The organism is Clostridium sp. LIBA-8841 (assembly GCF_057782475.1).
The window spans coordinates 2,292,051-2,310,794 of the sequence record NZ_CM173488.1 but is presented as its reverse complement, the minus strand read 5'-3'; the positions used below and the strand labels follow the sequence as shown (position 1 = coordinate 2,310,794).

The following is an 18,744-nucleotide window of genomic DNA, read 5'->3' as shown; positions in this document are numbered from 1 at the left end:
GAAATAAAGAGTTAATATATAATAAAAGTAAGTATTTTATAAGGAGATTTTTATATGTTAAATTTAACTTTACTTGGTACTGGTGGAGGAATGCCAATGCCTAATAGATTTTTATCATCAATAATTATGAATTATAAAGGAAGAAAAATTCTTTTAGATTGTGGAGAAGGTACTCAGGTAGCTATGAGAGTAGCTGGAACTGGCTTTAAGAGTATAGATTTAATTTGTATAAGTCATATCCATGGAGATCATGTTAATGGGTTGCCAGGATTGCTTTCTACAATTGGAAATAGCGGAAGAGAAGAACCTATTTATGTAATTGGCCCTGAAGGAATAAGTAATGTTATAAAAGGTTTTAGTGTTGTTTTAACATACTTACCATGTGAGCTTAGAATTATAGAAGGTTTGAAAAAAGGCGAATTTAAGGTAAATAAAGAAAATATTGAATTAGTAGGGGATGGAGAACAGTCAGATATTATAATACATACATTAGATTTAGAACATTCAGCACCTTGTTTTGGCTATTCTTTTTATATAAAAAGAGAAAGAAAATTTGATGTGGAGAAAGCAGTAAAAAATAATGTTCCTAAGACACTATGGTCTAAATTACAAAAAAATAATGAAGTAGAGTTTGAAGGAATCAAGTATTCTAGAGATATGGTCCTTGGAGAAAGTCGTAAAGGAATTAAGGTAAGCTACACTACAGATACTAGGCCAATAGCAACAATTCCTTCTTTCATAAAAGATAGTGATTTATTTATATGTGAAGGAACTTATGGAAGCGAATATGATATACATAAGGCCATAAAAAATAAACATATGACATTTAAAGAAGCAAGTAATTTAGCTAAAGATGGAGATGTTAAGGAATTATTATTAACTCATTTTAGTCCAGCTATGAATAAGCCAGATGAATTTATACATAATGCCAGAGTGGTTTTTGAAAATTCCTATGTTGGTAGTGATGGTGAGGAAAGAACCTTAAATTTCGAAGAATAATTTATAGAGAATAAAAATAAGATGTTTAAAAATTCCAATAAATGTTATAATTAGTATATAGTGTTATAACTAAGAAAGGAATTGATGGTATGAAGGGGTTAATAGTTTTTGGAGAAAAGGGTTCAGGAAAAGATACAGTAGCTAGACTTATAAATGAATATTCAGAGAAAAGTGTTAGTTTCTTTAATATAGGAGATTTAGTTAGGCATATGTCTTGTATATTTTTAGCTACGGATAAGTGGGAGAATAAAAAAAGAGAGTTTTATGTGGATACTGCCATGAAACTAAAGGAAATAGATGAGAACTTTTTAAGTTATTACGTTTTAGGAAGAATTTTAGATAAGTTTAAAAAGAGTTCTATACTTGAAATAGATAATGAACAACTTATAATAGTAACTGGTGGAAGAACCTATGAAGATTATGAGTTTTGGAAAAAGAGTGGATTTAAGACCTTAGGTGTTAAATGTGATGAAAATGTTAGAAGAGGAAGACTAAAAAGTAGAGATGGTTATGAACAGAATTCTGAAGATAATCTTGAAAAGAATACAGGGAAAATAATTGATTTATGTGATTTTACTGTTGATAATAGTGGTTCTTTTCAGAAATTAACTAAAGAGATTACAGACTTTGTTGTTCAAAATGGATTATAAGGAAATGTAAGTCTGTATATGATAAAATAGGTAGGTAATCATATTATTAGAGGTGTAAAAATGGCTAAAGAAAAAATACTTAAGACAAATGCTATGAGAATACTAGATTCAAAAAAAATACCTTATGACATGTTAAGTTATGAGAGTAATGATGGGAAAATTGATGGAGTATCTGTAGCGCATAAAATTGGAATAGATGAAGAACATGTGTTTAAGACATTAGTAGCACAGGGAACAAGTAAAGAATTATATGTTTTCGTTATACCAGTAGCAGAAGAGTTAGATTTAAAGAATGCAGCTAAAATAGCAGGCGAAAAAAAGATTGAGATGATAGCTGTTAAGGATATAATGAAATATACAGGTTACATTCGTGGTGGATGCTCTCCAATAGGTCTTAAACGTCATTATAAAACATTTATACACGAAAGTGCAAAAGATTTAGATTTTATGATAGTTAGTGCAGGGAAAATAGGTCACCAAATAAAATTAAATCCAGAAGATTTAATAAAAGTAATAGAAGGTGAATTTGGATTCCTAATAAAATAATATTAATTATTTAGTTAATTTTAAATATACAAATTTATTTAGCAATATATAATTAAATATTAAAAAGCCACATAAATATTTTTATGTGGCTCATTTCTTTAAAACATATTTTTAGCAAATTTCATTAAGGTTGGAGTAGCTGTTAAAAATCTTTTTTGTGGCTTGGAATTCATTTTCTTTATTGCATAGGTCATACCTATGATTCCTGCAGCAGCGCCAATACAAGAAACAATAATCATTTTCTTGTTTATCTCCACTTCTTTATCTAATAGGCAAGATCTTATTCTACAACTATTATCATTTGATTGAACACAATCTTTCATATCTTCCATAGCATCAAAAAATGAGTAATCATTAAGATTGTCATTATCTTCATCATAATCATGGCAGCTACAATACTCATTATTATTAGATTGATAATTATCTTTATAGTAAGATGGAGGAACAAAACGCTTAGCTCTTTTTCTTAAAGCTTTATATTCTTTATCCATGTTTACACCAATTCCTTTGTACATAAAATCACCTCAAATTTATTATTTACAAAATTAATTTATATAATCATAAATTTAAGAGGATTTATAAATTTTATTTTATATATATAAGAAAAAACTTATAGATTATTATCTTATATTAAGTAACTTTAATATGCTGTAGTGAATAAAATGTAATATATGGAATATATTCCAAAACTATTATTAAAGGCGTGAGTTTATATGAATACAAATGATTTAAATAAAATTGAAGAAGGTTATTATGGAAATAAAGAGGACTATTATGACAAGCAAGGGCATTGTTATACTAGCTTTTTTATAAGTGATATTATTATAAATAATAATAAAAAAGGTAGTGTTACAATAAATAACAATTTTGATGTTTCTAAGGAGAAAAAAGATTTTTTAAAGAAAGAACTCTTAAAATATTTTGAGTTAGAAAAAAATGAAAATTTAGATAATGAGGAAGTAGATAAGCTTATAAAATTCTTTGTGGAAAATTTAGGTGCTCAATTTTATATTCAAGGGGTTATAGATTCTTATAAATATATTGTAGATAAGTCAGATGACTTATTGAGCATTGAAAGATGATAGAACATAGAAGTTGTCAAAATTTAATATAGACAACTTCTTTTTGTTGTTTTTGATATTTTTTTGTAACTATTTTATTGATAAATTTTCTTAAAAAATATATTATATAAGTTGGAAGATAATTTTAAGTGGGGGATTATATAACTACTAGGGAGGATTTTGTATGAATAGGAATAAGATAGCAGCCTTGATTTTTGCTGTGTCAACAGTATGTATTGTTTCGGCGCATAGTGAAAATGCTTATGCAACTGAACATAAAAATTCGAGTCAATTAGAAGAAAATAACCAGTTGAAAACGGTAAAAAAAGGACAAGTTATAAATATAAGCACTAACTTGAGAATTAGAAAAAGTCCTAATACAAGTAGTGAAGTTGTTGGTTATTTAACTAATGGAGAAGTATTTAATATAGATGGAAAAGAAGGAGCATGGTATAAAATAAATGCTAATGGTAAAGTTGGATACATACACGGAGACTATGTAAAAGAACTAAATGGTAGTTCTAATAGTAGTGGAGAAAGTAATTCTAACTTAGATACATCATTAGCAGGAAAAACAGGTAAGGTTGTAAATGTAAGTAGCTCTTTAAGGGTTAGACAATCACCAAGCACAAGTAGCTCAGTTGTAGGTAGCTTAAGTGGTGGACAAACATTTGAGATAAAAGGAAAGCAGGGATCTTGGTACTATATAAGTGCAAATGGAGTTACAGGATACATTCATGGAGACTATGTACAAGTAGGTGGAAGTAGCTCAGGAAGTGGTTCAGGAAATGGTGGAGGATCATCAGAAAATGGTTCAGGACTAGATACTTCATTGGCAGGAAAAACTGGTAAAGTTGTAAATGTAAGTAGTTCATTAAGAGTTAGACAATCACCAAGCACAAGCAGTTCAGTTATAGGAAGCTTAAGTGGTGGACAAACATTTGAGATAAAAGGTAAAAGTGGAGATTGGTATTATATAAGTGCAAATGGAGTTATAGGATATATTCATGGAGACTATGTACAGGTAGGTGGAAGTAATTCAGGAAGTAGTTCAGGAAATGGTGGAGGATCATCAGAAAATGGATCAGGATTAGATACTTCACTAGCTGGAAAAACAGGTAAGGTTGTAAATGTAAGTAGCTCTTTAAGAGTAAGACAGGATGCAAGTACAAGTAGCTCAGTTGTTGGCTCATTAAGCTCAGGACAAACTTTTAAAATAAAAGGACAAAAAGGGTCTTGGTATCATATTGAAGCACAAGGAACAACAGGATATGTCCATGGGGATTATGTTCAGGTGGTAAGTGGAAATGAAAGTTCTGGCGGTAATCAAGGTGGAAGCTCAAATAATGGTTTAGATGAATCTTATAATGGAAAAACTGGAAAGGTTGTAAATGTAACAACTAATTTAAGGCTTAGAAGTCAGCCGAATACTAGTAGTTCTGTTTTAGCATATTTATTACCTAATGAAAGATTCACATTAAAAGGAAAAACTTCTTCAGGATGGTTTAAAGTAGACTATAATGGAAAAGTAGGTTATTTAAATGAAGAATATGTTAAAATAGTATCTTCAGATGAAGGTTCAAGTGAAGGTTCAGGTGGTGGACAAGTTAACCAAAGTAAATATGAAAAAGTATTAAGTGTTATGAAGGCACAAGTTGGTTCACCTTATATATGGGGAGGTTCAGGAGAAATTATAACACAAAGTCTTTTAAATAGCTTAAGCAAGACTTTCCCAGATCATGCGGCTAGAGGGTTTTATGATATACCATCAAGTTATTTAAATGGAAATTATAGAGCTTTTGATTGCTCGGGATTAATGCAATGGAGCTTTAGACAAGCTGGCGTTAGCTTAGGAAGAACAACATGGGATCAAATAAACAATGGTTATGAGGTTTCACCAAGTAATGCTAAACCAGGGGACTTATTATTCTTCAGTAATTTACAACATGTAGGTATGTATATAGGAAATGGTCAGTGGATAGAGGCGCCTAATAAAGGTAAATTTGTATCTATTGCACCAGTTCCATGGAGTAAAATAGGAAGAGCAAGAAGAGTCTTATAAGATTAACATAATTAATAAATGTATTATAGAACAAGGTATGTTTAGTTAAAGTTTAATTAAGCATAACTTGTTTTTTTATTAACCTGATATACAAAATTTGGAAAATGTATTATAATTAAATTGTAAAATAATGGGAGGTGGGTTCGTGAAAAGAGTACTGTTGGTTATAGGGAGTTGTGATGGAAGTGAGAGTAATTCCTATTGTATAGCAAATTATATAGAAGATAATTTAGATGGAAGAGTAAAATGTTCAAAAATTTTATTGAGTGAATATTATTTTAAAAATATAAATGAAGATTTAAAGGTTTATGATAATATTGTTTTTATTTCATCCTTAAAAAAAGATAGGTTTAATGATTTATCAGAAAGATTTTTGAATTTAATTAGTAATGAAAATGAAGAAGGCAATAGAAATATTTATTTTTCAGTAATTTTAAATGGGGATTTAGATGTTTTAAGGGGTACAGAAGAGTTAGAATTACTTTTAGAAAATTGTATGAAAATATGTAAGAAGAAATTCATTGTATGGCAAAAGGGAATAGGGGTATTGGCTGACTTAAATCTTTGGAAAAATGGGTTAGAAGATAATGGTTTAGAGTATGAGCAATTATTGATAGAATTAGAAATGTTTTGCGAAGATATAATAAACTGTAAAACATATCATCATAATAGTTTTGCCTTACCAAGAAAAGGAAGTGGGTTTTTAAAATTTATAAATAAAAGGATAAAACACTTTACTTAGAATTATAAAGTAAATGATTTTTATATTATAATTTATAAATAAAAAAATATGCTATATAGAAAACTATATAACATATTTAAATTTTATAATCCTTTTTGATTATTATTAGGAGAAATTCCTTTATCTTTTAGAATCTCATAAATAGTTTTAGATGTTGTATCTTCCATGGTATATCCTAAAGAAGTTAGTATTTCACTAAGTTTTTCTTCAGATGAAGTTTCTATCTCTATATATGGAAATGGACAAAAAGATGGATCATTAATATCTATTTCTATTAGAGAATCCTTAAATTCATAACTTTCTCTATATTTTTTTATTGTTTCAAATAAATCTAATCCTAAAGATTTAAAAATATTTTTACCTACAGCACCGTCAGCTATGATTGTTTCATTTTCTTCCATTACTTTAAATTTATCTTGGCTAAGCATTTTTTTTGTTGTCATAAAATATACCGTTTTATTATTTATAAGATCTTCAACAGTTCTTATTCTTGCATAACCTTTTTTATCTAATAATTTTCTGTCAGGAAAATCAAAAATATCATTTATTTGATTTTCACGCTTAACATTTTTTGCTCCAAGATTCTTTAAAGTTTCTCTTAGTTTTTCAACATCAATATCTATAACACGTGTTTCAAGTTCTTTCATAATAAGTTACCTCCAAAATTCTTATAATATTATTATAAACAAATTATTAATGATATGAAAGAATATGAATGATGATTTTTCCATTGTATTTTGATAGAATATAAGATGTGTCAAAAATACATGGAAATTTCAATGGAGGTTTAAGAATGGAGTACGTAAATGATATAAATATAATGGAAGCTGTTATACATATATTAGATAGTAATAGTGATGAACCTATATTAAATGAATATAAAATAGATTTAACAGATGATGTATATAAATTTATATATAAACACGTTGAGAAGGGTTTGAAAAGTGAAGACTTAAAATATGCTATTTTCAATCCGGAAAGACATGTAGTAAAGGAAGTATCTCAAGATTATTTAAATGGAGTTAATAGAGACATCGTTGAAGTTTCTCAAGAGTTAGCAAGACAAATGTTTTATATAATGAGGGGAAATAGTAATATACCTAGCTGTGACTTACTTACAGTATCAATATCAACAGATCAAGGGCCTATGCTTGGAATATTAAAAATGGATTATATAAAAAATTTTACTCATAAAGTTGATTTTGTTGATGACAAAATTGGAATAGGAATAGTGGAGCAGGCAGCGGGATTACCAGCATCAGGACAAAAGGTTCAAAAATGTGCATTTATAAAGCCTATAAGAGATGATCAGGATATAAACCTTATGGTAATAGATAAGCAAAGGAAATCATCAGAAGAGGATGAATATGGAGCAAATTACTTTATAAATAATTATTTAGGGTGTACAGTGTTTCAAAATGAAAGAGACATGACAAAAACTTTTGTTAAGGCAACAGAAACTTGGACAAGAAATAATATTATTGAAGATGCAGAAAAAGCTGAAAATATTAGAACTAAAATAAAAGGTAAGCTAAAAGAAGAAGATGTTATAAATATAGAAGAATTATCTCGTGAGTTATTCAATGAAGAACCCATGATGAAAGAGAATTTTACAACCTTTGTAAAAGGACAAGGTTTAGAGGACGATGTTGAAATAGATAAGCTTTGGGTTGAGAAAAAAATGAAAAGAACTAGACTTAAAATTGATAAGGAAATAGATTTATATATTGATGATGAGGCTTATCATGATGAATCTAAGTTTGAAATCGTAAGAAATGGTGATGGAAGTATAAATATGGTTATAAAGAATATTAAAAATTATATAGAAAAGTAAAAAAAAGAGATTAGAAAATCTAATCTCTTTTTATTATTTAAGATTATTAAGCTCTGTTTACTGAACCGAATAATTCCATTTTTTCTTTAACTATATCTTTTATAGCTTCGAAACCAGGAGCTAATAATTTTCTTGGGTCGAATCCTTTTCCTTCTAAATCTTTACCAGCTTCTATATATTTACGAGTAGCTTCAGCAAATACTAATTGACATTCAGTATTAACATTTATTTTTGATACTCCTAATGATATAGCTTCTGCGATCATGTCTGAAGGGATTCCAGTACCACCGTGTAATACTAAAGGCATATCTCCAGTAGCAGCTTTAATATTAGCTAAAGCTTCAAAGTTTAATCCAGCCCAGTTTGCAGGGTATTTTCCGTGGATGTTTCCGATACCAGCAGCTAACATAGTAACTCCTAAATCAGCGATTTGTTTACATTCAGCAGGATCAGCTATTTCACCAGCTCCAACAACACCATCTTCTTCTCCACCGATTGATCCAACTTCAGCTTCAACTGATACGTTTTTAGCAGCAGCTAAATCGATTATTTCTTTAGTTTTAACTATATTTTCTTCGATTGAGTAGTGTGATCCATCGAACATTACTGATGAGAATCCAGCAGCCATAGCATCTATAGCTCCTTGATAACTACCGTGATCTAAGTGTAATGCTACAGGAACAGTTATTTTTAACTCTTCTAACATTCCGTTAACCATTCCAACTATTGTTTTGAATCCACACATATATTTAGCAGCACCTTCTGATACTCCTAATATAACTGGTGAGTTATTTTCTTGAGCAGTTAATAATACAGCTTTTGTCCATTCTAAGTTGTTTATGTTGAATTGACCAACAGCGTATTTTTCTTCTCTTGCTTTATTTAACATTTCTCTTGTGTTAACTAATGCCATTTTGTTTACCACCTTTCAAAATCTTACATTAACTTTATTAAAATCATGTATAGGGACATAAAAAGTCCATGTGGGACTTGCCCCTTACAATAACATTATAAACTAAAATTAGTATAAATTCCACAATAAAATATATTTTTTAGATTAGAAATTAAAATATTTCCTATGTTAACCTTTTGAATATCCTCTATATGTTTTGTATAAGCTTTAATTATATATACAGAAGACAAGCTGTTTGAAATATCTTCTCCCTTAATGTATTGAGTTAAACTAAGTACCTCTTTACTTAAATTATCTAATTGCTCATGATTTACATAAAGAGATAGAGATACATAGTTTTCTTCTAACATATCTCTCAAGTTAATAGATTCACTATATGATTCTTTCCAATTTTCTTCATTTAAATATGACTCTATTTTATCACTAGATTCATTTACTTTACCACAAACATCTGTTAATTTAACATTGAAAAATAAAACAGAACCAAGAATGAAAAAAAATATTAATGTTGAAATTATAGTATTCTTCATAATACAATATCCTCTTTATCTCTTTGATTTTTCTTTTGAATGAATAATTTTCCTTCAGAATCTAGCATGATTAAGAATAGTTTATCTCTAGGAGGATAGTTCATAGATTGTAATTTATCATCTAACCATTTTACATCCTTGTGCAGTGCCTGAAGCGATTTTTTCTTTATACGTCCGTTCTCTAATAAAACAACAGGCATCTTTGATTCACTTTCTTTTATTTTTAAATCTTTTCTTTTAACATTTTCACAGTCACTTTTAGGAATAATAGATATAGTTCCATTAGTTTCTATGATTGCATATTGAATATCTTTTATATTCAAATAACCTGCGCTTCGTAACTCCTCTAGTATATCATTCATTGTTAATCTTTGCTTTTTCATCATATCTAAATTAATTTCGCCGTTACTTATTATTATAGAAGGAGTACCATCTAGTAGTTTTTCAAAAAATCGGCTATGTCGTTCAATTTCAGATATCAATGCTTTTATAAACAAAAGAGTAATTATTGGTATTATTCCTAGAAGGAGAGGAAGACGAGGATCTTGCATTGGTAAGGCTACTAAGTCCGATACCATTAAGGTTATTACAAGTTCATAAGGTTGTAATTCACCAATTTGACGTTTCCCCATAAGCCTAATACTTATTATTACTAGGAAATATAAGATTGCAGTTCTTATAAAGGTTATTAGCATAAAAATCCCTCCTCTAGTAAAATAGGTTAACAAATTTAGAGGAGATTTATACAAAAATAGATAACTTTTTTAAAATTTTAAGTGTATAATAACAATAAAGCGGGATTATGAGTAGAGAGGAATGGTGTTTATGAAAAGCTTTAAAGTCAATGTAAAAGGTAAAACCTTAGTCTTTAATGAGGGAGAAAAATATTCAGCTATTTTAGAGAAAGACTATATAAAAGAATCAATACCTATTACTTTGGTTAAACAAAAAAATCAGTATTATGAATTTACTGATTTAATAAGGGAAGATGGAATTATAGAACTTGTAAACATAAGTAATCCCCAAGGTAAAATAGCTTATAGTAGAACCTTACAATTTGTATTTATAAAGGCTACTTTAGATCTTTTTAAAGATGCAAGAATAGATATAGAGCATTCTATAAGCAAAGGGATATTTGGAGAAGTTCATAAGGAAAAAGCCTTAGATGAAGAGGATATAGTTAATATAAAGAAAAAAATGAAGGAAATAATAGATAAAAATATTGTAATAGAAAAAGTAAAAGTTCCAAAGAAAGAGGCCATAGATATTTTTAAATCTTATAAAATGAAAGATAAGGTTGATTTATTACATTGGGTTCAAGAGGAATATGTTAATTTATATAAATTAGAAGATAGGTATGATTATTTTTATGGAGATATGGCTTATTCAACAGGGGTATTAAAGTATTTTGATTTACTATATTATAACCCTGGTTTTATACTTATGTTACCAAGTCATAGAAATCCAACTGTTGTACCTGTATTTAAGGAGCAAAGAAATCTTTTTAATGTATTTAGAGAAACTGAGAGATGGCTAAATATATTAGGAACTCCAGATGTGGGTTCTTTGGATTATAAATTAGAAGGAGAAGAGTCTTTAGATATAATACGGGTTTCTGAGGCTTTACATGAGAAAAAAATTGCTCAAATAGCAGACATGATAAGTGAAAGAAAGGAAGTTAAGGTTGTTTTAGTAGCAGGTCCATCATCTTCAGGAAAAACAACATTTTCTAAAAGACTTGCTATACAACTTAGGGTTAATGGATATATACCAATAGCAATATCTTTAGATGATTATTTTATAAATAGGACTCATACCCCTTTAGATGAAGAAGGAAAACCAGATTTTGAATCTATAAATGCTTTAGATTTAGAATTATTCAATAAGAATCTTCACGACATTTTAGATGGCGAAGAGGTTGAAATACCTTCTTATAATTTTAAGCTAGGAGAAAGAGAGTGGGTTGGAAATAAACTTAAACTACCTGATAATGGAATACTTGTAGTTGAAGGAATTCATGGATTAAATCCAAAGCTTACAGAAAAAGTAGCTTCTAAAAATAAGTTTAAGGTATATATTTCTGCATTAACTCAATTAAACTTAGATAATCATAATAGAATTCCAACAACAGATGTAAGAAAAATAAGACGTATTGTTAGGGATTCTTTATCAAGAGGCTATAGTGTAGAGCAAACCTTAGAAATGTGGGATTCTATAAAAAGGGGAGAAGAAAAAAATATATTTGTTTATCAAGAAGAGGCTGATGTTATGTTTAACTCAACCTTAGTCTATGAATTAGCTGCCTTAAAGAAATATGCTTTAAGAGAACTAGAAAAAATAGATAGGAATAGTAAGGTTTACTATGAAGCTAAAAGAATAATAAATTCTTTAAAGTTTTTTGTTGAAGTAGCCTCAGAAAGAGTTCCTGAAAACTCCATACTAAGAGAATTTATAGGTGGAAGTTGTTTCTACAAGTACTAATAAGTTTTTGCTTTTTATTATTTTAGGTAAAATAGCAAAGAGGTTATATAAAAATAATAAAACTTATAAATAGTATGAAGAGAATATCTAGATAAGCTTTAGAATTTAAGCTATTACGTAGAAGAATTTGCGTTAAGAAGCTGAGACTGTTTGACCAACGGGAGTTTCGGAGCTTTAGCAAAATCTTCGGAGTAATGGCTATAAATTCTTAGCGAATTCTAGTAATTCTTGGAATATATTTATAAGTTTTATTTTAAGTTACTTTTGATATATACCTTTGTTATTTAAAAATTAATTTTATTCATTAAGTGAGTTAGTGAATTTTTTGAAACCTTCTAATCCATTTTCGTCTAACTTAAAGACACCACAATGTTCTAAAACTGATACAAATTTATTTGATAATTCCTTATTTACAAAATCATTTAACTCAGTTGAAGATTTTAAATAATTATATTTCTTTTTTAGTTCAAGAACCCATGGTTTATGATATTCTTCAATAGAGTCAAGAGAAGTATTATCTAATAAATATTCTTTAATTTCTTCAAGTTCTTTCAATAATCTTCCAGGAAGGACAGCAAGACCCATAACTTCAATTAGTCCTATGTTTTCCTTTTTTATATGATGAACTTCTTTATGAGGATGGAATATTCCAAGAGGATGTTCTTCAGAAGTTCTATTATTTCTAAGAGATAAATCAATAACAAATTTTCCTTCTTCTTTTCTTACCATAGGTGTTACAGTATTATGAGGCTCCTCATTAGAGTAAGCTAATATACCTAAAGACTCATCAGAATAATTTCTCCATTTTTTTAGTATTAAGTCAGATGCTAAAACTAAAGAATCTATATTTTCTCCTCTTAATCTTATAGTTGATATTGGCCAGTTAATAGCTTCACATTGAACATCTTCAAAGGCATCTAGGGAGAAATCAAAAAGTTTTTTAGCATCATTCATAGGAAATCTATGATTTCCTCCTTGATAATGTTCATGAGAAAGAATTGATCCTCCAACTATAGGTAAGTCAGCATTTGAACCAGCAAAATAATGAGGAAATTGATTTACAAATTCTAAAAGATTTTTAAAAGTATTAGTATCTATTTTCATTGGAACGTGTTCTTTAGAAAGTATTATACAATGCTCATTATAATAAAGATAAGGAGAATATTGTAATAGCCAAGTCTTATTATTAAGATTTAATCTTATCATTCTATGGTTAGCTCTGTCAGGATGAGTTACTGTACCCTCATATCCTTCATTTTCAATACATAATAAACAGTTAGGATAGTTGCTTTTAACTGAATTTCTTGCTAATGCTATTTCCTTAGGATCTTTTTCGGGTTTAGACAAATTAATAGTAATATCCATAACTCCATACTTAGATGGCGCTTTAAAACTTATATTTTTAGCGATTCTATCAGTTCTTATGTAGTTTGAATTTTTACTTAAAGAGTAGAAGTAGTTAGTACTTTCTTCAGGAGAAGAAGAGTATTTTACGAAAAATTCTTTATTTAATAAAGATGGAGAAGGTAAGAATGTATTCATTATATGGCTAGATAGAATATCTTTAGCATATAATGCATCTTCTATTAATTTTTTGTCTAAAGCTATATTTATTAAGGCAGCTAATGTTTCATGAAAAGAAAGAGTAAGACTTTCTTCACTCGGAGTATAAATTTCTTCCTTAAATAAGCTAAGAAGTCTATTTCTAATATATATGGTATCCATTTCTTCTATAAGGTTATTATTTATTGATATCTCTATTAATCTATCTATTAAAGCATTTAAATTAAACATGTAAATTCCCCCTTATTTTAATCATGTAAATTTCCACTTATTATAATTTAGGCTATCTATTTTCAGATAGCCTAAATCAATTTTAAAGTTTAGTAGGGCCATCACCTATAGATGCTACGTAAAATGAAGCTTCATATCCTATAGCATCTTTATATGTTTGTCCAACATTTTTAACAAAATCATCAATGTGATTATTATTAACTATAGCTATGGCACATCCACCAAATCCAGCACCAGTCATACGAGCACCTAAAACACCAGGTTGTTTCCAAGCTGTTTCAGCTAGTGTATCTAACTCTTTACCTGTAACTTCATAATCATCTCTAAGAGAAATATGAGACTGATTCATAAGTTCTCCAAAGAGTTCAAGATTATTTTCTTTTAATGCTTCTATAGCATTTTTTACTCTTTCATTTTCAGAAATAGCATGAACACATCTACGTAATTTATTAGAATCTTCTATTTTGTCTTTATGAGTTTCAAACTGTGAACTTGTTAGCTCACAAAGAGAAGAAATATCAGCGTGTTTTTTAAGTATTTCTAGAGAGTCGTCACATTCTTTTCTTCTTTCATTATACTTAGAATCTGCAAGTTCACGTCTTTTATTTGTATTCATTATAATTATTGAATTATCTCCTAAATTTAAAGGAACATATTCATAGTATAGTGTGTTACAGTCTAGTAAAATTGCTTTATCCTTTTCCCCTAATGAGATTGCAAATTGATCCATTATTCCACTATTAACGCCTATATAATTATTTTCTACTTCTTTACCTATTATAGCAGCATCTACTTTTGAGATGTTAAGAGAGAAGAAAGTATCTAAAATCTTTACTATTAACATTTCTAAAGAAGCTGATGAAGAAAGACCAGCACCATTTGGAAGAGTTCCATTAATAACTATGTCTATACCTTTATCTATTTTATAACCCTTATTTGAAAGTGTTTTTAGAACACCCTTAATATAGTTTGTCCAATTATCTTCCTTTTTATAGGATAAATCATCTAATGAAAATTCTATTGTGCCAAGAGATTCAAAGTTAAGAGAATATGCTCTACAAATTCTATCTTCTCTTAAGTTTGCAGCTGCAAATGTACCTAGAGTTATTGGGCAAGGAAATACAAAACCGCCATTATAGTCAATATGCTCACCTATAAGGTTTATTCTTCCTGGTGAAAAAAATAATGAAGTAGGTTCTGTTTCAAAATTATTAATAAAAGCTGATTTAAGTGTATTTAAATCCATAATATACCTCCGAATATAAAATATGTAATATAATTATACGATTACATGGTTAAAAAATCAATTGTTTTACTAAAAATTTTACTATTTTTTCATTTAATATTTTTTACTTAGAAGATTTGAATGAATTCACTGTTATTTAAGGAATTTAAGCATATAAAGTTATTGAAATACCTATGTTAAATTGTTAAAATTAACCTATAAATATAAAGGGGAGAGTGTGTAATATGGTTATTGAAAGTAAATTTAATGATAAAATAAGTAAAATAATACTGAAAAATGATAAAATATCTGCAGAACTTTTAAATTTAGGAGCTACTATAAAGAGAATACTTGTGGAAGATAAGGAAGGAAATAAGGAAAATATAGTATTAACATATAAAGATGATGAGAGTTATATTGAAAATCCTTCAAGTTTAGGAGCAAGCATAGGAAGAGTAGCTGGAAGAATAGGGAATGCAACTTTTGAGTTAAATGGCATTAAATATGATTTAGATAAAAATAATAATGAAAATTCTCTTCATGGAGGATATAAAGGATTTAGTAAAAAAATATGGGACTATGATTATAAAGAAGAGGAAGAAAAATCATCTGTAACTTTTTATTATTTTAGTGAAGATGGTGAAGGAGGATTCCCAGGAAACTTAAAAGTTTCAATTACCTACTCACTTAATGAAAAAAATGAACTTGCTATAGAATATAAAGCTTCTTCAGATAAAGATACTTTAGTGAATTTAACTAACCATTCTTATTTTAATTTATCTGGTAATAATAAGAGGAATGTATTAGGACAAAAATTATATATAAATTCAGAAAAAATTTGCCAATTAGATGAGAACTTAATTCCAACAGGAAACTTTATAAAAGTAGAAAAAACACCTTTCGATTTTAGAGAGTTAAAAAAAATAGGAGACGACATAGACAAAGAGGATGAGCAATTGAAAATCGGATCAGGATATGATCATCCATGGATTTTAAATAAGGATAGTGAAGTTGATGCAATTTTATTAGATGAAATTTCAGGAAGAGTAATGAAGGTTAAAACAAATCAAAAGGCTATGGTATGTTATTCAATGAATTTTCCTGATAACTTACCTTTGGAAAGTGGAGCAGTGGCAAAAAAACATGACGGAATATGTTTTGAAACTCAAAGTTTACCAATAGGCTACGATGATTGCTTCTTAGAGAATATAGTGTTAAAAGGAAATGATGAGTATTATCAAAAAACAATATTTGAATTTCAATGGATTTAAAAAAACTGTATGGAAGAAAATTTATCTTCCATACAGTTTTTTATTAGTTCTTTTTAGCGTATTTTCTCATATCAAGAGCTACAGCTAGAATTATGATTAAGCCTCTTATAACGAATTGTAAATAAGGACTTACTCCTATGAAAGCTAGTCCATAGTTTATAACTTGGAAAATTAAAACACCAGTTACTATACCAGGAACTGTACCAACTCCACCAGCTGTAGAAACACCACCAACAACACAAGAAGCTATGGCATCAAGTTCGTACATATTTCCGGTACTTGCAGTAGCACTACCAACACGGCCTGCTTCTAAAGTACCAGCAAATCCATAAAGAACTCCAGCTAAGCAATAAACTAATAGAAGAGTTCTGACAACATTTACACCAGAAACAACAGCAGCCTCTCTGTTTCCACCTATAGCATAAAGATTTTTACCAAATTTAGTTTTATTCCATAAAGTCCAAATTATAGCTATAGCGATAATTGCATAAATAACTAAGTAAGGTATTTTTATATTACCATATATAGGAATAGATCCTAGAGTAAAATTACTAAATGATTCGCTAAGCCCACCTATAGGCATAGCTCCATATGGAGGTCTATCAAAATAAATTGAGTTAACACCATATATTGCAGTCATCATTCCTAGAGTAGCGATAAATGGAGGAACATTAAATTTAGCAACAACAATACCATTTATAAGACCAACTATTCCACAAACAACCATTGCTACTAAAATTGGAATAAATATAGGTAATTCAGATAAATTAGGATACATTTTATATGCGTAATCTCCAGCTTGAAGTAAAGAAGCTGAGATTACTGCAGCTAAACCAACAGTTCTTCCAGCAGAAAGGTCAGTACCTTCAGTTAAAAGTATTCCACCAACTCCTAGAGCTATGATTATACGAGATGATGATTGGCTTAATATGTTAATAAAGTTTTTTATAGATAAGAAATCTGGTGATAATATACAAATTCCAACTAATAAGGCGAATAATACTATATAAATTGCATTGTTCATTAAGAACTGACTATTTAATTTAAACTTTTTCTTTGATTTCGTTTGCATTTTTAATTCCTCCAGTTACTGATAGATATTTTGCAGAAAGATGCATAATTTCCTCTTGAGTAGTTTCGTTAGCATTAACTATGCCAGCAACTCTACCATTACTCATTACTAATATTCGATCACATACACCTAAAAGTTCAGGCATTTCAGAAGATACCATAATTATTCCTTTATCTTCCTTTGCAAGATCATTTATAAGCTGATATATTTCAAATTTAGCACCGACATCAATACCTCTAGTTGGTTCATCTAAAAGTAAGATTTCAGGCTTTCTAAGAAGCCATTTACCAATTACTATTTTTTGTTGATTACCGCCAGATAAGCTGCCGATTAGGGTCTTTTGACTTGGAGTTTTAACCTTCATAGAGTCTATAACCCATTGAGTATCCCCGGATATTCTTCCGTTTGAAAGAAGACCAGAAGATGTCTTATAGCTATCTATATTAGCTATTATAGAATTGAAGTCTATAGGTAATTTTCCAAAAATACCAGTTTGTCTTCTTTCCTCTGTAACAAGAGCAAATCCATTTTGCATAGCCTTAAAAGGTTTACTGTTATCCACCTTTTTACCGTGAAGAATTATGTTACCAGAAGCTACTTCTCTAAGACCAAAAATTGTTTCTAAAGTTTCAGTTCTTTTAGCACCTACAAGACCAGCAATTCCTAAAATTTCTCCCTTTCTAAGTTTGAATGAAACATTATTAAGTTGATTTTTAGTGTCACTAAGATTATTTACTTCTAAAATAGTTTCCTTTGGAGTATGAGTCTTAGCAGGGAATCTATCTGTAAGTTCGCGACCAACCATAAGTTTTATTATTAAGTCCATAGTTAAATTGGAAGCTTTTTCAGTAGAAATCCACTTACCATCTCTCATTATGGTAACTTCATCAGATATTTCTAATATTTCTTCCATCTTATGAGAGATATAGATTATACTTATATCTTGGGCTCTAAGTTTATTTATTATTCTAAATAAATGGCCAACTTCTTTTTCAGTTAGGGAAGAGGTAGGCTCGTCCATTACTATTATTTTTGAGTTATATGAAACTGCCTTAGCGATTTCAACCATTTGCATTTGAGATACAGATAGAGTAGAGACCTTTGCTTTAGGATCTACATCTATATCTAAATCTTTAAAGATCTTTGATGTTTCTTCATACATTTTCTTTTCATCTATAAAAAGCCCTTTTTTAGGGTATCTACCAAGCCAAAGGTTGTCCATAACATTTCTTTCTCTAACTTGATTAAGTTCTTGGTGAACCATTGATACACCATTATCTAAGGCGTGTTTTGAGTTTCTAAATAATATTTTTTTGCCAGAAATAAATATTTCTCCCGCATCAGGATGGTAAATACCAAATAAACATTTCATTAGAGTTGATTTACCAGCACCGTTTTCCCCCATTAAAGCATGAACAGAACCTTTTTTTACTTTTAATGTGACATTGTCTAGTGCTTTAACCCCAGGGAATTCCTTAGAAATATTTTTCATTTCTAACAGGTTTGAAGATTCTTTCATCTTTTTATACCTCCTGTTTTTTATTAAGGGAGACAGAGTTTTTTG

General features: G+C 29.0%; 18 protein-coding genes. 9 read left to right on the top strand and 9 right to left on the bottom strand.

Going from position 1 to position 18,744, the window contains the following annotated elements:
- The first annotated feature begins 54 nt into the window (after positions 1-54).
- The 3 genes from AC2A4K_RS10010 to ybaK all read left to right on the top strand — a co-directional run bounded on the left by AC2A4K_RS10010 (position 55) and on the right by ybaK (position 2,195).
- On the top strand, positions 55-999 hold the full coding sequence (locus AC2A4K_RS10010; RefSeq protein WP_322502346.1) for a ribonuclease Z: 945 nt from the start codon (positions 55-57) through the stop codon (positions 997-999).
- An 89-nt stretch (positions 1,000-1,088) separates the two neighbouring features.
- A complete protein-coding gene (locus AC2A4K_RS10005; RefSeq protein ID WP_322502345.1) occupies positions 1,089-1,649 on the top strand; it encodes an AAA family ATPase in 561 nt (186 codons plus the stop codon).
- Between the two features lie 60 nt (positions 1,650-1,709).
- Complete coding sequence (gene ybaK / locus AC2A4K_RS10000; protein WP_322502344.1) at positions 1,710-2,195, top strand: Cys-tRNA(Pro) deacylase; 486 nt, start codon at positions 1,710-1,712, stop codon at positions 2,193-2,195.
- 98 nt (positions 2,196-2,293) lie between these two features.
- On the opposite strand, the gene AC2A4K_RS09995 is transcribed toward ybaK, so the two are convergent.
- Complete coding sequence (locus AC2A4K_RS09995) at positions 2,294-2,710, bottom strand: hypothetical protein (protein ID WP_322502343.1); 417 nt, start codon at positions 2,708-2,710, stop codon at positions 2,294-2,296.
- Positions 2,711-2,908: 198 nt separating this feature from the next.
- On the opposite strand from AC2A4K_RS09995, the gene AC2A4K_RS09990 reads away from it, so the two are divergent.
- The 3 genes from AC2A4K_RS09990 to AC2A4K_RS09980 all read left to right on the top strand — a co-directional run bounded on the left by AC2A4K_RS09990 (position 2,909) and on the right by AC2A4K_RS09980 (position 6,060).
- Positions 2,909-3,277, top strand: a complete 369-nt coding sequence (locus AC2A4K_RS09990; protein ID WP_322502342.1) for a DUF2164 family protein — start codon at positions 2,909-2,911, stop codon at positions 3,275-3,277.
- A gap of 163 nt (positions 3,278-3,440) precedes the next feature.
- Entirely contained in the window at positions 3,441-5,318 is a 1,878-nt protein-coding gene (locus AC2A4K_RS09985; RefSeq protein WP_322502341.1) for a C40 family peptidase, read from the top strand.
- Positions 5,319-5,463: 145 nt separating this feature from the next.
- Entirely contained in the window at positions 5,464-6,060 is a 597-nt protein-coding gene (locus AC2A4K_RS09980) for a hypothetical protein (RefSeq protein WP_322502340.1), read from the top strand.
- Between the two features lie 83 nt (positions 6,061-6,143).
- Here the strand turns inward: AC2A4K_RS09980 and AC2A4K_RS09975 are convergent, their stop codons facing one another.
- Positions 6,144-6,707 carry a class IV adenylate cyclase gene (locus AC2A4K_RS09975; RefSeq protein ID WP_322502339.1) on the bottom strand — a complete coding sequence of 188 codons (564 nt, stop codon included), beginning with the start codon at positions 6,705-6,707 and terminating at the stop codon, positions 6,144-6,146.
- A gap of 146 nt (positions 6,708-6,853) precedes the next feature.
- Here AC2A4K_RS09975 and AC2A4K_RS09970 point away from each other — a divergent pair, with 146 nt between their 5' ends.
- The gene (locus AC2A4K_RS09970) at positions 6,854-7,894 is read left to right on the top strand and encodes a nucleoid-associated protein (protein WP_322502338.1); all 1,041 of its coding nucleotides are present in this window, start codon (positions 6,854-6,856) and stop codon (positions 7,892-7,894) included.
- Positions 7,895-7,940: 46 nt separating this feature from the next.
- On the opposite strand, the gene fba is transcribed toward AC2A4K_RS09970, so the two are convergent.
- The 3 genes from fba to AC2A4K_RS09955 form a co-directional block, all read right to left on the bottom strand.
- Positions 7,941-8,807, bottom strand: a complete 867-nt coding sequence (gene fba, locus AC2A4K_RS09965) for a class II fructose-1,6-bisphosphate aldolase (protein ID WP_322502337.1) — start codon at positions 8,805-8,807, stop codon at positions 7,941-7,943.
- A gap of 95 nt (positions 8,808-8,902) precedes the next feature.
- Positions 8,903-9,337, bottom strand: a complete 435-nt coding sequence (locus AC2A4K_RS09960; protein WP_322502336.1) for a DUF4363 family protein — start codon at positions 9,335-9,337, stop codon at positions 8,903-8,905.
- The gene (locus AC2A4K_RS09955) at positions 9,334-10,032 is read right to left on the bottom strand and encodes a DUF421 domain-containing protein (RefSeq protein ID WP_322502335.1); all 699 of its coding nucleotides are present in this window, start codon (positions 10,030-10,032) and stop codon (positions 9,334-9,336) included. The genes AC2A4K_RS09960 and AC2A4K_RS09955 overlap by 4 nt, the downstream gene beginning before the upstream one ends.
- Before the next feature lie 130 nt (positions 10,033-10,162).
- Between AC2A4K_RS09955 and AC2A4K_RS09950 the strand changes: the two genes are divergently transcribed.
- Positions 10,163-11,818: a nucleoside kinase gene (locus AC2A4K_RS09950; protein ID WP_322502334.1), complete on the top strand. Its 1,656-nt coding sequence runs from the start codon at positions 10,163-10,165 to the stop codon at positions 11,816-11,818.
- 297 nt (positions 11,819-12,115) lie between these two features.
- On the opposite strand, the gene galT is transcribed toward AC2A4K_RS09950, so the two are convergent.
- Entirely contained in the window at positions 12,116-13,612 is a 1,497-nt protein-coding gene (galT, locus tag AC2A4K_RS09945; RefSeq protein WP_322502333.1) for a UDP-glucose--hexose-1-phosphate uridylyltransferase, read from the bottom strand.
- Between the two features lie 82 nt (positions 13,613-13,694).
- Positions 13,695-14,858: a galactokinase gene (locus AC2A4K_RS09940; RefSeq protein WP_322502332.1), complete on the bottom strand. Its 1,164-nt coding sequence runs from the start codon at positions 14,856-14,858 to the stop codon at positions 13,695-13,697.
- A 224-nt stretch (positions 14,859-15,082) separates the two neighbouring features.
- Between AC2A4K_RS09940 and AC2A4K_RS09935 the strand changes: the two genes are divergently transcribed.
- Positions 15,083-16,108: an aldose epimerase family protein gene (locus AC2A4K_RS09935; protein WP_322502331.1), complete on the top strand. Its 1,026-nt coding sequence runs from the start codon at positions 15,083-15,085 to the stop codon at positions 16,106-16,108.
- A 43-nt stretch (positions 16,109-16,151) separates the two neighbouring features.
- Here the strand turns inward: AC2A4K_RS09935 and mglC are convergent, their stop codons facing one another.
- Both mglC and mglA read right to left on the bottom strand, forming a co-directional pair.
- On the bottom strand, positions 16,152-17,180 hold the full coding sequence (gene mglC / locus AC2A4K_RS09930; protein WP_322502330.1) for a galactose/methyl galactoside ABC transporter permease MglC: 1,029 nt from the start codon (positions 17,178-17,180) through the stop codon (positions 16,152-16,154).
- Positions 17,152-18,699 carry a galactose/methyl galactoside ABC transporter ATP-binding protein MglA gene (gene mglA, locus AC2A4K_RS09925; protein WP_322502329.1) on the bottom strand — a complete coding sequence of 516 codons (1,548 nt, stop codon included), beginning with the start codon at positions 18,697-18,699 and terminating at the stop codon, positions 17,152-17,154. The genes mglC and mglA overlap by 29 nt, the downstream gene beginning before the upstream one ends.
- Positions 18,700-18,744: the final 45 nt, after the last annotated feature.

Excerpts from the sequence above, each read along its gene's own strand:
- galT (WP_322502333.1), bottom strand. The coding sequence starts at position 13,612 with ATGTTTAATTTAAATGCTTTAATAGATAGATTAATAGAGATATCAATA.
- AC2A4K_RS10005 (WP_322502345.1), top strand. The coding sequence starts at position 1,089 with ATGAAGGGGTTAATAGTTTTTGGAGAAAAGGGTTCAGGAAAAGATACA.
- AC2A4K_RS09950 (WP_322502334.1), top strand. The coding sequence starts at position 10,163 with ATGAAAAGCTTTAAAGTCAATGTAAAAGGTAAAACCTTAGTCTTTAAT.
- AC2A4K_RS09960 (WP_322502336.1), bottom strand. The coding sequence starts at position 9,337 with ATGAAGAATACTATAATTTCAACATTAATATTTTTTTTCATTCTTGGT.
- AC2A4K_RS09940 (WP_322502332.1), bottom strand. The coding sequence starts at position 14,858 with ATGGATTTAAATACACTTAAATCAGCTTTTATTAATAATTTTGAAACA.
- AC2A4K_RS09975 (WP_322502339.1), bottom strand. The coding sequence starts at position 6,707 with ATGAAAGAACTTGAAACACGTGTTATAGATATTGATGTTGAAAAACTA.
- mglC (WP_322502330.1), bottom strand. The coding sequence starts at position 17,180 with ATGCAAACGAAATCAAAGAAAAAGTTTAAATTAAATAGTCAGTTCTTA.
- ybaK (WP_322502344.1), top strand. The coding sequence starts at position 1,710 with ATGGCTAAAGAAAAAATACTTAAGACAAATGCTATGAGAATACTAGAT.
- fba (WP_322502337.1), bottom strand. The coding sequence starts at position 8,807 with ATGGCATTAGTTAACACAAGAGAAATGTTAAATAAAGCAAGAGAAGAA.
- AC2A4K_RS09990 (WP_322502342.1), top strand. The coding sequence starts at position 2,909 with ATGAATACAAATGATTTAAATAAAATTGAAGAAGGTTATTATGGAAAT.
- AC2A4K_RS09935 (WP_322502331.1), top strand. The coding sequence starts at position 15,083 with ATGGTTATTGAAAGTAAATTTAATGATAAAATAAGTAAAATAATACTG.
- AC2A4K_RS09955 (WP_322502335.1), bottom strand. The coding sequence starts at position 10,032 with ATGCTAATAACCTTTATAAGAACTGCAATCTTATATTTCCTAGTAATA.
- mglA (WP_322502329.1), bottom strand. The coding sequence starts at position 18,699 with ATGAAAGAATCTTCAAACCTGTTAGAAATGAAAAATATTTCTAAGGAA.
- AC2A4K_RS09970 (WP_322502338.1), top strand. The coding sequence starts at position 6,854 with ATGGAGTACGTAAATGATATAAATATAATGGAAGCTGTTATACATATA.
- AC2A4K_RS09985 (WP_322502341.1), top strand. The coding sequence starts at position 3,441 with ATGAATAGGAATAAGATAGCAGCCTTGATTTTTGCTGTGTCAACAGTA.
- AC2A4K_RS10010 (WP_322502346.1), top strand. The coding sequence starts at position 55 with ATGTTAAATTTAACTTTACTTGGTACTGGTGGAGGAATGCCAATGCCT.
- AC2A4K_RS09995 (WP_322502343.1), bottom strand. The coding sequence starts at position 2,710 with ATGTACAAAGGAATTGGTGTAAACATGGATAAAGAATATAAAGCTTTA.